Origin of the sequence: Bradyrhizobium sp. ISRA430 (assembly GCF_029909975.1) — a bacterium.
In the GTDB taxonomy this organism is placed as follows: Bacteria; Pseudomonadota; Alphaproteobacteria; order Rhizobiales; family Xanthobacteraceae; genus Bradyrhizobium.
In genome coordinates, this window is sequence record NZ_CP094516.1 from 5,223,645 (window position 1) to 5,236,613 (window position 12,969).

The 12,969-nt window shown below is 61.1% G+C and carries 19 protein-coding genes; 7 read left to right on the forward strand and 12 right to left on the reverse strand.

Going from position 1 to position 12,969, the window contains the following annotated elements; all coding sequences use genetic code 11:
* Positions 1 to 46: 46 nt before the first annotated feature.
* The gene (merP, locus tag MTX21_RS24750) at positions 47 to 331 is read right to left on the reverse strand and encodes a mercury resistance system periplasmic binding protein MerP (protein ID WP_280967290.1); all 285 of its coding nucleotides are present in this window, start codon (positions 329 to 331) and stop codon (positions 47 to 49) included.
* A 14-nt stretch (positions 332 to 345) separates the two neighbouring features.
* Entirely contained in the window at positions 346 to 741 is a 396-nt protein-coding gene (locus MTX21_RS24755) for a mercuric transporter MerT family protein (protein ID WP_280967291.1), read from the reverse strand.
* Between the two features lie 48 nt (positions 742 to 789).
* Here MTX21_RS24755 and MTX21_RS24760 point away from each other — a divergent pair, with 48 nt between their 5' ends.
* Entirely contained in the window at positions 790 to 1,239 is a 450-nt protein-coding gene (locus MTX21_RS24760) for a helix-turn-helix domain-containing protein (protein WP_280967292.1), read from the forward strand.
* Here MTX21_RS24760 and MTX21_RS24765 read toward each other — a convergent pair.
* The 8 genes from MTX21_RS24765 to MTX21_RS24800 form a co-directional block, all read right to left on the reverse strand.
* Entirely contained in the window at positions 1,236 to 1,376 is a 141-nt protein-coding gene (locus tag MTX21_RS24765; protein ID WP_280967293.1) for a hypothetical protein, read from the reverse strand. The two genes, MTX21_RS24760 and MTX21_RS24765, sit on opposite strands and share 4 nt — an antisense overlap.
* Before the next feature lie 9 nt (positions 1,377 to 1,385).
* On the reverse strand, positions 1,386 to 2,081 hold the full coding sequence (locus MTX21_RS24770) for a cytochrome c biogenesis protein CcdA (protein WP_280967294.1): 696 nt from the start codon (positions 2,079 to 2,081) through the stop codon (positions 1,386 to 1,388).
* The gene (locus tag MTX21_RS24775; RefSeq protein WP_280967295.1) at positions 2,081 to 2,341 is read right to left on the reverse strand and encodes a thioredoxin family protein; all 261 of its coding nucleotides are present in this window, start codon (positions 2,339 to 2,341) and stop codon (positions 2,081 to 2,083) included. Before MTX21_RS24775 ends, MTX21_RS24770 begins: the two co-directional genes overlap by 1 nt.
* A gap of 3 nt (positions 2,342 to 2,344) precedes the next feature.
* Positions 2,345 to 2,764, reverse strand: coding sequence for a heavy metal-responsive transcriptional regulator (locus MTX21_RS24780; RefSeq protein ID WP_280967296.1), 420 nt, complete (start codon positions 2,762 to 2,764; stop codon positions 2,345 to 2,347).
* A 71-nt stretch (positions 2,765 to 2,835) separates the two neighbouring features.
* A complete protein-coding gene (locus tag MTX21_RS24785; protein WP_280967297.1) occupies positions 2,836 to 5,292 on the reverse strand; it encodes a cation-translocating P-type ATPase in 2,457 nt (818 codons plus the stop codon).
* A 44-nt stretch (positions 5,293 to 5,336) separates the two neighbouring features.
* Positions 5,337 to 5,570, reverse strand: a complete 234-nt coding sequence (locus tag MTX21_RS24790; protein ID WP_280967298.1) for a cation transporter — start codon at positions 5,568 to 5,570, stop codon at positions 5,337 to 5,339.
* Between the two features lie 252 nt (positions 5,571 to 5,822).
* Positions 5,823 to 6,053, reverse strand: a complete 231-nt coding sequence (gene nrtS, locus MTX21_RS24795) for a nitrate/nitrite transporter NrtS (RefSeq protein ID WP_280967299.1) — start codon at positions 6,051 to 6,053, stop codon at positions 5,823 to 5,825.
* A gap of 24 nt (positions 6,054 to 6,077) precedes the next feature.
* Entirely contained in the window at positions 6,078 to 6,776 is a 699-nt protein-coding gene (locus MTX21_RS24800; RefSeq protein WP_280967300.1) for a haloacid dehalogenase type II, read from the reverse strand.
* A gap of 374 nt (positions 6,777 to 7,150) precedes the next feature.
* Between MTX21_RS24800 and MTX21_RS24805 the strand changes: the two genes are divergently transcribed.
* Positions 7,151 to 7,513, forward strand: coding sequence for a thioredoxin family protein (locus tag MTX21_RS24805; protein ID WP_280967301.1), 363 nt, complete (start codon positions 7,151 to 7,153; stop codon positions 7,511 to 7,513).
* A 2-nt stretch (positions 7,514 to 7,515) separates the two neighbouring features.
* Positions 7,516 to 8,241, forward strand: coding sequence for a cytochrome c biogenesis CcdA family protein (locus MTX21_RS24810; RefSeq protein WP_280967302.1), 726 nt, complete (start codon positions 7,516 to 7,518; stop codon positions 8,239 to 8,241).
* Between the two features lie 132 nt (positions 8,242 to 8,373).
* Here the strand turns inward: MTX21_RS24810 and MTX21_RS24815 are convergent, their stop codons facing one another.
* Positions 8,374 to 8,610, reverse strand: a complete 237-nt coding sequence (locus MTX21_RS24815) for a hypothetical protein (RefSeq protein WP_280967303.1) — start codon at positions 8,608 to 8,610, stop codon at positions 8,374 to 8,376.
* A 356-nt stretch (positions 8,611 to 8,966) separates the two neighbouring features.
* Positions 8,967 to 9,998, reverse strand: coding sequence for a DUF3179 domain-containing protein (locus MTX21_RS24820; protein ID WP_280967304.1), 1,032 nt, complete (start codon positions 9,996 to 9,998; stop codon positions 8,967 to 8,969).
* 401 nt (positions 9,999 to 10,399) lie between these two features.
* On the opposite strand from MTX21_RS24820, the gene MTX21_RS24825 reads away from it, so the two are divergent.
* From MTX21_RS24825 to MTX21_RS24840, 4 genes are read left to right on the forward strand one after another with little or no spacing between them, the layout of a single operon-like run.
* Complete coding sequence (locus MTX21_RS24825) at positions 10,400 to 10,747, forward strand: DUF2282 domain-containing protein (RefSeq protein WP_280967305.1); 348 nt, start codon at positions 10,400 to 10,402, stop codon at positions 10,745 to 10,747.
* A 60-nt stretch (positions 10,748 to 10,807) separates the two neighbouring features.
* Entirely contained in the window at positions 10,808 to 11,695 is an 888-nt protein-coding gene (locus MTX21_RS24830) for a DUF692 domain-containing protein (protein WP_280967306.1), read from the forward strand.
* Positions 11,679 to 12,467, forward strand: coding sequence for a DNA-binding domain-containing protein (locus tag MTX21_RS24835; protein WP_280967307.1), 789 nt, complete (start codon positions 11,679 to 11,681; stop codon positions 12,465 to 12,467). Before MTX21_RS24830 ends, MTX21_RS24835 begins: the two co-directional genes overlap by 17 nt.
* Complete coding sequence (locus tag MTX21_RS24840) at positions 12,464 to 12,967, forward strand: DoxX family protein (protein ID WP_280967308.1); 504 nt, start codon at positions 12,464 to 12,466, stop codon at positions 12,965 to 12,967. Before MTX21_RS24835 ends, MTX21_RS24840 begins: the two co-directional genes overlap by 4 nt.
* The last annotated feature ends 2 nt before the right edge of the window (positions 12,968 to 12,969 follow it).

The following is a 12,969-nucleotide window of genomic DNA, read 5'->3' on the forward strand; positions in this document are numbered from 1 at the left end:
CCCTCCGCGCAGGTCGAGGCTGGTGCACCCGCTTGGATTGCTCGGGCTAACCCTTGGGAGCGGAAGGATAGCCGGCATTGGTGGTGGCGGCAGTCAGCGCGTTCACGCCAGTTTTCTCATCATCGAAGGTCACGATGGCCGTCTTGTCCTTGTAAGACACGGCGACCTTGGCCACGCCCGGCACCCGTTCCAGGCTTGCTTTGACGGTGTGAGGACACGCCGCGCAATACATATTCTTGACCGCAAGCGTAACCGTCTTCTCGGCAGCCAACGCAGCGGAAGACGCCAGCAGGCAAACTGCGAATGTCGTGGACATAAGCGCTTTGTTCATGGGGAACCTTTCACTCATGAGTCGAAAAGCAGTGGCGCCAGGAAATCGAAACCAAGCGCCGCAACGACGAGGACCGTGGCCACGACCAGCGCGGTCTTGGCCAGCCGGTTCGGCAAAGGACGACCGCAGGCTTCGCCCTCGACGCAGGCCCTTTGCGATGCACGATGAACGAGCCAATAGCCAATTCCGAGACATACCACCGTGGCGGCGAGAAAATAGGGTTGATAGGGCGCAAGCTGGGTGAAGTTGCCGATCCAGGCGCCGCTGATCCCGAGGCTGAACAGAACCACAGGCAGGATGCAGCAGGACGAGGCGGCGACCGCACTCAAAAGGCCGCCTGCCGCCAGCAGGGTCGTTCCGCGCCCTGAACCGCCGGCAATAGGGTCTTGAGGATCTTGCTTGATTGTCATGCAAACGAGGCTACATCCCGTAGCGACTACAGGATCAAGGGGTTTCCCATGGCTGCGATCACGGGTGCGCGAGCGGAGGAGATCACCATCGGCAAGCTGTCGCAGCTTACCGGAGTGAACATCGAGACCATTCGCTACTATGAGAAAATCAAGGTGCTGCCCGTCCCCTCGCGCGCCGAGAATGGGCGCCGGATGTACGGTCCGGCCGAACGGCGTATCCTCGCCTTCGTGCGGCGCTCGCGCGAGTTAGGGTTTTCGCTCGACGAGATACGCGCCTTGATGCGCCTAGGCGGCCCTCAAAAAGCCTCTTGTCGCGAGGTCCGGGAGATTGCCGCAAACCATCTCGATGACATCCGAGCCAAGATCAAAGACCTCCGCAAGCTCGAACGCTTGCTTACAAAAACCGTCGCCCAATGCACCGGCACCACGGCGCCCGAGTGCCCGGTGCTGGACATTCTCGATGTCCAATCTCCAAGTCGCACGAGAGTGACGATCTAGACGCCGCTTGCGCCAAGCGTGAACAGAACCAGGGGCGGCATGCAACACGCCGATGTTGCGACCGCCGCAATGAGGCTGCCGATGGCAGCGGTGTTGCGAGCCAGTTCCTGAGCCCGCGTGAGCTGTTCGGTCGTCATGGTTTAGGCTCACACCGCCAACTCGGGTATCCAAATATAAACTGCGTTCAGCATGTAGAGCCCCATCACAATGAGTGTGAGGCCGCCGACAATTTCGAAGCCGCGCCGATATCGCGAAAAGATCTTCAGGTTTTCAAGCCAACCGACTGCGAAGGCGCCTAGGGCGATGGGGATCGCCCGGCCGATGGCGAATGCAAAAAGCAGGACGATGCCGAGCACGACCGAGCCGAGTCCGACCGTAACCCCAAGCAGCACGACCAGCGCAGGGGTGCACACCGGACAGACGGCAACCGCGAACGGAATTCCGAGAAGAAAGGCGCCCCACGTAGCAGTCGGACGGGTCGCCTGGAAGCCGAACGAAGGCAGCGGAATGCGAAGCCAACCGGCCCACATGAGGCCAAGCACAATCAAGAGAGGTCCTAGAACGAGCCCCCATCCTCTTCCGGTAACGTCGGCGGCCCATTTGCCGCCAAGACCCGCTATGAAGCCGAGAACGACATGGGTGAGGATCATGCCCAGGATGAACAGCGAACCGAAAATCAGGGCTTGGCCCTTGTCCCGGCCCTTGGTCACATAGGCAAGTGAGACCGGGATGGAGGCCAGAGCAACTGGATTGAAGCTGAACGCGAGTCCTGCAAGGAAAGCCACGCCGACTGCAGCTAGGCCAGCGTGCTCCACGGCCGTCCGCAGCGCCTCCGCGTCCATCACTTCCTCGCTCCGCTTCGTTCGACCAGTTCTTTGCAGAGTTGGACTCTTGTCGGCAGGGAGGTGAAAACGACCTCGCCGTCGATCACAACGGATGGCAGCGTGATGACACCAAGCTCGACAGCGGTGTCCATGTTGTCAAGGACGTTAACGTTCCGCCACTCTAGGTCCTTGACCGCGTCTTGTGCCGCCGCGCGAAGCTCGGCCTGGCGATCCTCGCAGCCCGCGCAGCCTGGGCTATAGAACATCTCAACCTTCATAGCTCACTGCACCGTCTTCGAACCGTTGGCCCGTTCCAGCGCAGCGATGATCGTGCATTCTTTCACCGGCTGCCCCTCGTTTGCACACTCGGCGATCAATTGATCGAGAGCCTTGGACATTGCCCTCATCGCCCGAATCTTGCTTTCGATCTGCAGCTTCTTCTCGATGGCTCGTGTGCGAACGTCCCCGCAACAGGCCTTGTCGCGACTGCGCAACTCCAGAAGATCGCGGATTTCGGCCAGCGTGAACCCGCACTGCTGGGCGTGCTTGATGAAGTGAATGCGCCGGGCAGAATCGCGGTCGTACAGCCGATACCCCGCAGGACTCTTCCCCGCCGGGCTGATCAGGCCTTCCTGCTCATAATAGCGAAGGGTGTCGTTGCTGACGCTCGTCAGGCCAGCCAACTTGCCGATTGTAAGCATGCACTTGTACTCCAAGGGGCCCTTTCTGAACCTTGGAGTATACTCCAGGGTCAAGCCCATCGGGCGCGGCTCTAGACCGATTGCGGTGCCGGCACATTCACAATCGGCTGACCGACGCTGCGGATCGCGTCGAAGAACAGGCGCGGCGCCCCCCAAAGCGAATTGAAGAAGATCGCGGTGACGCTGACCGCCATCGCCACCATGGCCCACACGGGGAAGATCAGGCCAGTCGCCGCGATCGGAATGCCAACGCCATTGAAGAGGAAGGCGAGCATGACGTTCTGGACCATCTTGCGGTAGCTGCGGCTGCTGATTTCGCGGGCCTCCGCGAGCGCATTCAATCGATTCGACAGGATAATGATATCGGCCGATTCGATCGCGATGTCTGTTCCGCCGCCCATGGCAATGCCGACATCGGCCTGCATGAGGGCCGGGGCATCGTTGATGCCATCACCAACCATGGCGACTCGGCCGGTGTTTTGAAGCTGGCGTACGATCGCGGCCTTGTCCTGCGGCAATGTGCCGGCGTGGACCTCTTCGATCCCGATCCCGCGAGCCACCCATCGCGCCGCTCGCTCATTGTCACCGGTCACAAGGATTGCTTTGAGGCCCTCCCGGCGCAGCGTGCCGATAGCCTGGACAGCGTCGGCTCGGAGCGTGTCGCCGAGCGCTATGATGCCCAACGCCTGCTTATCCCGCGCCACTCCAACCACCGTCAGTCCGCTGGCCTCAAGAGCCTCGACGCGTGTACCGAGTTGGCTGAGATCGACCTCTTGATCCGCGAGGAAACGCGGATTGCCGACGATAACCTCGCGACCTCCGATCCGGGCAGTGATGCCCTTGCCTGGCAAGGCCTTGAAGCTTTCGACGTCCGGGGGTGTCACGCCGCGCTCGAAAGCAGCCGCGACCACTGCCTGGGCGAGCGGATGCTCTGAAGAGGCCTCGGCAGCCGCCGCAAGGGCGAGTAGCTCAGATTCGGCCGCGCCAAAGGCTTTGACCTCGCGTACGACCGGGCGTCCTTCCGTCAACGTACCGGTCTTGTCGAGTACGATCTGCTGCACCAAGCGGAAGCCCTGGAACGCCTCGCCGGTGCGCATCAGGATGCCTCGCTCTGCGGCTTGGCCGGCGCCGCGCACGATGGAGAGCGGCGCGGAAATGCCGACCGCGCAGGGATAGCCCATCACCAGCACGCTAAGGCCGGCGAAGACTGCCCGCTCGATGCCGGGATGCCCGCTGGCAAGCCATGAACCGACCAGCCAGCCGATGACAGCAAGTGCCGCCACCACGAGAACGGTGGGCGTGTAAATGCGCAGCACCCGGTCAACGAGATGCAGAATGCCGGGCTTCAGCGCCCGCGCGTCTTCCACGTGCCGGATCACTTGATTGAGGAAACTACCCTCGCCAACCGCCGCGATCTTCACGAGCAGCGTGCCGGTGCCATTGATGGAACCGCCGATCACGGTAGCGCCTTCCGTTTTTTCGACCGGGATCGACTCGCCGGTGACCAGCGATTGGTCGACACCAGAATGTCCGCTGACCACGACGCCGTCGGCAGGAATGCGCTCGCCGGGCCGGACGCGCACGAGATCGCCAATGCGGACTTCCTCGATCGGCAATACGATTTCTTTGCCGTTGCGCACGACGCGAGCGGTCTCCGGCTGCAGATCAAGCAGCCGCTTGACCGCTTGGGAGCTGCGCGTCTTCACGACGAGCGACAGCCATTCCGAAAAAATATGATAGGTGCCAACCATCACCGAGACGGCAAAGAACGGCGCCGTCGGGTAGTCCGGCCGATTGAGCACGAGGCCGATGATGCCGCCAGCAATGCCCGCGAACGCGCCGATCTCAAGCAGCACATGCTGGTTGAGAATGCCGCGCCGGAGCGCCTGAGCGGCCATGTGAAGAATGTGTTTCCCGACCCCGAAGACGAGCACCAGGGCAAGGGCACCGGTCAACCATGGAGCAGCGCTGACAAGGTATCCGTGCAAATTGAGATACAGCAGCGTCAACGCCATCACCGCCAGGCCGATGAAGCTCGCGGTCGCGACCCAAAATCCGGCCGATCTCAGGACCAGGAAAACAAAAGTGCCGAGGCTCAGGCACACCAGGGCCGGAAGGAAGCCGATCCAGCCGACGGACGGATTGGCAATGATCGGGATCGACGCGACGCTCAGGACCACGGCCAGCACGAACCGTCGCGCCTCGTGCACCAGGTCCCGCTCCTCTTCCTCAAAGGGTCTGAGCTTGCGGGGATCGGAAATTGTGTAGCCGATGTCGCGCAGCGTCTGCAGGAACTGGTCAGGGCGGGCAATGGCCGGATCGTATTCGACCAGCGCTTGCTCATGGGTCAAGCTGACGGCTACCTTATCGACTCCGGGTAGCCGCCCGAGTGCTTTCTCGATGGTGCCCGTACAGAGGGAGCAATGCAGGCCGCCGACGCGAGCCCGAATCTTCCGGCGATTTGGCCTCGCCGACGGCTCCTCGCTCCACGGCGTGACGGTGGAAGCAGTTCCCATCGCGATCGTCATTGCGTTCTCCATTGCGGCTGCCCCTCGCCTGCGTCGGACGTAGGTCAGCGGGGGCTTCCGTCGGTCTCGCAGGACACGACCTGAAATCGGCGCCCTTGGATCACGTCTACAAGGCGGTCTTCCTGAACGGCTTGCGGATCAAAGAGGACACGCGCTTGCCGATCCGCGAACGAAACCGACGCCATGCGCACGCCCGGCTCCTTCTCAAGGAGGCTCTGGATGTTGTCCGCGCACCCGTCGCACTTCATGCCGTCAATGTTGAAGATGATCGTTTTCATCAGGCTCCTCTTATGGCATCCGTCTAATGTAGACGTGAGACTAACCATTGGACCTAGCTCCAAGGTCAAGCCCGCAAACCGAACCGCCGTTAGCCCCGGAATTCCGCTCTCGCGATCGTGCCTGCCGACATAGTTGCGGTGATCTTCGAAGGCCTGGAGGCGACCCGGTGCGCTACGCGGCGGGAGCGATCACGTTGGTCAACGACATCGCCGAGAACGATCGCGTCCAGCAGCGTCAATGTCCAAAGAACATCACTGTTCTTGGTGCATTTTGCGAATTTGGAAGGAGACCGCGCCATATGTGCAAACAGCATACGGGACGAAGTAAGTCAGAATCATCTTGATCCAATTGATTGACGCTGCGCCAAAGAGAGCGTCCCCCTGATTGATCACGTTCAACACCGTCCCAACAATAAGGGCGACAAGAAATGAACGGCGAGGCACGCCATCAGAAAAGGCACAACGACAGGCGAGCCTCAACATCGACATCTATCTCCCGACTTGCGTTTATATTTGTCGGACCGCTCCGACGATTCTCGGCAGGTCCGCCAGCGTTTCGATCTCGTGGTCGGGGTTTCCCGGCAGACGCTCTTTGCGCTGTCGGTAGCGATTGCACCAGATGACTTTCATCCCAAAGGACGATGCGGCGTAAGCATCCCAGGCGTTTGAAGACTGAAAAGAGATTTGCGGGGCTGGAATGCCTAGTTGATCAACCGCAAGCTGATAGACTCGAGGATCCGGCTTGTAGACGCCGACGTCTTCGACCGACAGCACCGCATCAAGCAAGCTATCGATCCGCGCATTCTTTACCGCCGAATCAAGCATCGCGGGCGTTCCGTTCGACAGGATTGCGGTCTTCAGCCCTGCAGCCTTCAACTGCTCGAGAACGCCTTGCACTTCCGGGAACGTGTCGAGCGTCAAGTAAAGTTCCATCAAACGATCGCGGAGCCCCTGCTGATCCAGCATCAAAGTCTCCAACGAAAAGTCCAAAGCGTCGCCCGTCACCTGCCAGAAATCAGCGTGACGTCCTTGTGCGGCGCGAAGCCAGGTGTATTGGAGCTGCTTTTCGCGCCAAAGGGTGGTCAGCTTGTCGAAGCTATCGCCGAGCACATCGCGGCAGCGGCGCGCAGCGGACGCAAAATCGAATAGCGTCCCGTAAGCATCGAAGACACAGGCCCGCACGGCGCCCGACAAGTTCGTGCTCATAGCCTTAACCTCCCTCGATCTCTAGACGGTCGAGCTTTGCGTGAGGTCCTATCCCTCCGGAAACCGCAAGTTGCGCTTTGGGCCTATTCGTTCTCGGCCCGCCGAATGTTACACCGATATCGACCAATCTTATTGCCAAGCCGATCTTATTGATAAGCCGAAGCCCAGGCTAGGCGTTGGCGAGTTTGGTCGCGGCGCGGTCATTCAGCGGCCTCCCGGGTAACCTGTGGTCAGTTCGAGGCATCAACGCGCAAGCGGAATTTTCTGAGATGGCCTGGTAACTTTTCGGGCCTCCGAGCGAACTAGTGCCGCAGGGACCTTGAGGTTCGTGCGGCAACCGACGGAGATCGAAAATCATGCCTTCAAAACTCCACATGGCCTCGCTGGCGACGGCGACACTCCTCATGTCGTCACTTGTCGCTTGGGCGGGGCAACCGTTTGACGCGAAGGCGTTTCAATCCGCCCAAGCCGAGGAAAAGGCCATCCTCGTTGACGTTACCGCGTCCTGGTGTCCGACCTGCAGGCAGCAACGGCCGACTGTCCAGCAGATCGAGAAGGAAAAGCCGGACCTCGTTGTCTATGAGGTCGATTTCGACAAGGCGAAGGACGTGCTGAAGCAGTTTCGTGTCCAGTACCAGAGTACGCTCATCGTCTTCCGCGGCAATAAAGAGGTTGCACGTTCGACCGGTGAAACCGACCCCGCTCTCATCCGCGGGTTGATCGCGAAGGCGTTCTGACGGTGGTCGGTATCGGCAACCTGGCGCTCGGCTACGCTGCCGGCGCGTTATCGACGTTGTCGCCCTGCGTGCTGCCTATTCTGCCCATCATCCTTTTCGCGGTGATCGAGCGGAACCCATGGGGACCGCTCGCGCTGGCTGCGGGACTCTCGACTTTGTTCGCGGCCGTCGGAATTGTCGTCGCGGCGGTCGGCTTCAACATCGGAATTGATCCGTCTACGTTGCGGCTCGTGACTGCTGCCCTGATCGCCGGAATGGGAATCGTTCTTCTCATTCCGACTCTTCAAGGCAGATTGACAACCATTGCGACGCCGGTGGCAACCAAGGGACAAACCCTGCTTGAGCGGGTTCAGCCGTCGGGACTTGGCGGCCAGTTCGTCCTTGGCACTCTGCTTGGAGTGATCTGGTCTCCTTGTTCGGGCCCCACGCTTGGGGCAGCGGTTGGGCTCGCCGCCCAGGGCAACAGCATCGCGAGCGCAGCGGTCACCATGATCAGCTTCGGTCTTGGTGCAGCGACGCCGATCCTGGCTCTCGCCTACGGCTCAAGACAAGCCATCTTCGCGCGCCGCGACTGGCTGAAGCGCGTGTCGCTCATCGGAAAGCCTCTCATGGGCGCGGCCTTCGTTGGCATCGGCGCCTTTGTCCTTACCGGCCTCGACAAGATCGTCGAGGCCGCCTTGACGCGCGCCATGCCGGAGTGGCTGGTCACCGTGACGACGCGGTTATAACCGCACCGTCGGGTAGGAAGTGGCACCGCAGGGCGATAGTTGGGTGCGCTGCCGGGCTCCGGACCCGGCCGCGAAATCTTGGCATGATTGGAATCGCGCCGCGCCACTTTCACCAATGCCAGTGAAGCAATGCTAGCGGTGCGCCCTGACGTGCCGTTTCGCGTGGCTCTTGCCCGGAGGCAGGAATGCCATCGCGGCCAGGCTGTGCGCCGGCGTGCGCACGCCTGCATGCAGGATACCTGCATTCGGATGCATCGACGCGAATGCACCCGGCTCCTGTTGGGCGAACTGAGAGGGCTGTGCGAATACCGGCGTTGCCGCCATCATCAACAGAATGGTCGCCGCACTGAGGCTTGTGAGTTTGGTCATGGCGTTTCTCCATGTATCGATCACTAGCGAAATTCGTAGATCCTCGAAGAACGACTCGGGCAAGTCCGTCCGATCGTTGATGACGCGCGGACTCTCCTGTCTGCGCTCCTCAACGCTCAAGAAGGCCTAGCGAGAGCGAGTCGAGAATCGTTTGAATTGCGGAATGCACTTCTGTTGAATTATTTGTTGAATTATTCGGAGTAACGTCTGCGAAGGTTACGCTCTCGCGGCGACGAGAAGCCGCCTGCCCTTACCTTCGCAACAGCCGCCCAAGTGCCGCGCCCGCGAGCGCACACGATACGATTGCAGGAGCTGTCGATGGGCCTACAAAGAGGTCACGTGCGCGGCAACGAGCGTCACTTGCGATTTTCCGGACCGGCCGATGCTCTCTTGTGAATGGGGCTGTCCGGCCTGAAGGCGTGGAATGCAAATGCAAAGGCGACGTCGTAAGGAATGTCGGACAACTGTCCGCCTTGCTGTCGCTGCACGACGACATTGCCGATGTCGCGGCCACCTGCGACGGTCCCCTTGTCGAGCGCGGAGGTTTGCCCGGCCTCCCATTTGAGAACGATATCGCCGGCTTCGATCGTGCCACGCTCTCTCAGCAGCGGCAGCGACCATGCTTCGTGATACCCCGGCCTGGTTTCGACGGCGATGACGCGTTCCATCGGATCGATGTCGTCAGGCAACGAGCCGTCATAGAGGAACGGCTTTTGCCCGCTCGCGTCGTACCCGGCATAAGGATTCCTGCCGTAGTTGCGCGCGCCAGGGTCGTTCGGGATCAGCACCTGCCCGTGAGGAAAGCGCTGACGGAAGCGCTCAAAGGATTCCAGGCGCGAAGGAACCAGCCGAAGGTGTTTCCCGCTCATGACGCCCACGATGGCATCGCCCCCGAATTGTTGCCACCAGCTCTCGGTCTGACGGTCGTACATCACCAGATCCGAGTTTCGGAGCTTGCCCGTCGTGCCGAAATCGAGAACGCGGTTCTCAATTGTGCGCTCGAAGACAAGCGAGCTGTTGCAGAGCGGGCAATAGGTGATGGTTACAGGCATACCTCCCACAATATCGTTCACAATCTCGTGCCAGATCAGGATGCTCAGCGGGTACGCGCGCGCGTCGTCGCGGATGGCAAGCGAAATGACCGGCTCCGCGTTACCGATCCGGGCGGCCGATGCGGAGGCAGCGCCGTCGTTAAGTCGCTCGAAGCGAGGCTTATCGATCGACCGAATGCCGTCCTTGGGCGGGCCGCCTGACTTGATCTCATTTAGCGGGACGGTGTGCTGCGAGAAATCGGTGTGGGGCCATTCTGCTCGCCAACGACTTGGCTCGGCCGCGGCACTGCCAACAATCGTGGTGCCAGCGACGACAAGCGCCGGGGCAAGCGCCATCAAACGTATCCAGTTTGCCAATCTCAATGTTTCGCCGTTGAGGATTCTTAATCTTGCCTCAGCGCCTCGGATCACGACCGGAGTCGATTTAATCTCCACTGTTCGCTTGATGGACCACAATGGTTACCGGCGGGTCGGGTTGCGAGGCGAGGCTCCCCGCTGACGAAGGACGGCTTTGCCGCGGTTACGCGGCGCTGCACACAAACCGCGGCAAAGGCGTCATGAATTCCACCCAGCTACCGACCACCTCCAGCCAACCGGCTTTGCGGAACCGGGGGCTCCAGGTCTTTCGGCGTAACCTTTCGGCGTCCCGAACGAATCTTTTCTTGGCGGGCAGGTTCGGCCTGCCGCACGGGCGACTGCGTACGCTCGCACAACAACCTGCAATCGGAGGAACAGAAATGTCCAATCGCACGCTATCCGCACTGGTCGCCGGCGCCTTTGTCGCAGCCGTGGGATCGCTCGCCGTCGCACCGGCCGCGGCGCAGATGAAGAAGGGCGACATGGAAAAAATGATGAAGGAAAAGCAAGCCGAGACAATGAAGGCGCTGAAGGGCGGCAAGGTGGAGAAGTGCTTCGGCGTGGCGCTGAAGGGTCAGAACGACTGCTATGCGGGGCCGGGCACGACCTGCGCCGGGACCAGCACGGTCGACTATCAGGGCAATGCATTCAAGCTCGAGGCCAAGGGTACCTGCACAACCATACAGACGCCAAAAGGGCCGGGAAGCCTGACCGAGAGGAAGGCCTGATACCGTATCGTGGGCGGGCACCCCGCTGCCTGCCCACTCTCCTCTGATCGGAGGTTGCCCGTGTCGCTTCCGTCGTCTTGCACAAGAAGTTGCATCCCCGCACGCGGCGGCGTCGGCCTGAAGGCCGAGCATTACCGCACGATCCTCGAGCAGCAACCCGACATCGGCTTCTTCGAAGTCCATGCGGAAAACTACATGGGCGCGGGCGGGCCGCCGCACCGCTATTTGTCGGCCATTCGCGAGCGATATCCGCTCTCGCTCCACGGCGTGGGTCTTTCGATCGGCGCCGATCGGGCGCTCGATAAGGAACATCTTAAGCGCCTCAACCGGCTAATTCTTCTCTACAGGCCAGGCTTGTTTTCGGAGCATCTGGCGTGGTCATCCCACGACAGCGGGTTTCTCAATGACCTGCTGCCTGTTCCCTATACCGCCGAGACGCTCACGCGCGTCATCGAACATGTGGATCAGGTGCAGAACGCACTCGGCCGGCAGATGCTGCTGGAGAATCCGTCGACCTACCTCGCCTTCGCCGAAAGCACTTACTCCGAGATCGACTTCATCACCGAGGTGGTCCGGCGCGCTGGCTGCGGCCTTCTGCTCGACGTCAATAACGTCTACGTCGCCTCCACCAACCAGCAGTGGGATCCGTTCGCCTACATCGACGCCTATCCGCTCAAACATGTTCGGGAAGTTCATCTCGCCGGCCATACGCGAGACGCCGACGGCAAGGGGCGGCCACTCCTGATCGACACCCACAATCACCCCGTCGACGAAATCGTTTGGGATCTCTACGCGCATACGGTCCGGCTCACCGGGCCGCTTCCCACCTTAATCGAATGGGACGCCGACGTGCCGACCTGGCCCACGCTGCAACGCGAAGCCGAATGCGCCGAGGCGATCATGTTCGCAACCAAATCGGAGGCCGTACGTCGTGCAGCAGCTCGCTGAAAGGCAGCGCGATTTCGCTGCATCTGTGCTCGATCCAGCGCTCCCGATGCCCGAGGGTCTTCTTGGCCCGGACGGTGAGCCGGATGCGAAGCGGTTCGCCGTCTATCGCAACAATGTCGTGGTCAGCCTGATCGAAGCGCTGCAGCACGCGTTCCCGGCCGTGCACCGCGTTGTTGGCGACGATTTCTTTCGCGCCATGGCACGCGCCTACGTCATGGTCCAGCCGCCGCGCTCGCCAATCATGCTTGACTATGGTGCCGGCTTCCCGGACTTCATCCGGAACTTCAAGCCCGCGGCCGGGCTGCCCTACTTGGAAGACGTTGCACGGATCGAGCGCGCCTGGACGGAAGCATATCACGCACCCGAGGCTTCGCCGATTGATCCAAGCGCATTCAGCGAGGTCGCCCCCGATGAGCTGCCTGCAATGCGGCTCGAGCTTCATCCTTCGCTGCGTCTGGTCCGATCGCAGTTTCCCGCGCTGGCCATCTGGCAGATGAACGTCGGCGACGGCATCCCGGCTCCGGTCGATCTGGCTTCCGGCGGCGAGGACGCGCTGATCATTCGCCCCGCGGCCGACGCTGAGGTTCGCTTGATCCCAAAGGGCAGCCTGGAGTTCATCCAGGCACTGCGCGACGGAAGGCCGGTGCTCGCTGCGTTAAAGGAAGCTTTGACTGCGAATTACCGCTTCGATCTCTCGGCCAATCTTTCCGATCTAATGCGCGCGGGTGCCCTGGTCGGGTACAGCCTGGCACAAGAGGCGGCCCAGACATGACCGTGCATGTGAACATCGCAACGCTCGAGAGTGCCACTCGCGTACTGGCCGATTGGCTCGCCCGCGTCGCTCGGGTGTTGGCTCCGCCGGTGCTGCGGATCGCGCTTGCTGTGCCCTTCTTCAAATCCGGGCTAACCAAGTGGGACGGCTTCCTGTCGCTGTCGCCGGCTGCCGAGTTCCTCTTCGAGGACGAGTTCAAGCTGCATATTTTTGGTCAAGCTTATGACTTCCCTTTGCCCACCGTGGTCGCATACCTCGACGGCATCGCCGAGATCGTGCTCCCCATCCTGCTCGTTGTTGGCCTTGCAACTCGTTTTTCCGCACTGGGGATCCTGGTCATGACCGGCGTTATTCAATTGGTCGTGCCGGAGGGATGGGCGAATTTCCATCTGCCGTGGGCTGGCTTGGCAGTAGCCATCATCGCGCTTGGACCTGGGACGCTCTCCGTCGATCATTTGCTTGAACGGCTGCCGCGGCCCTGGAAGCAGGGAGGCGCCTGATG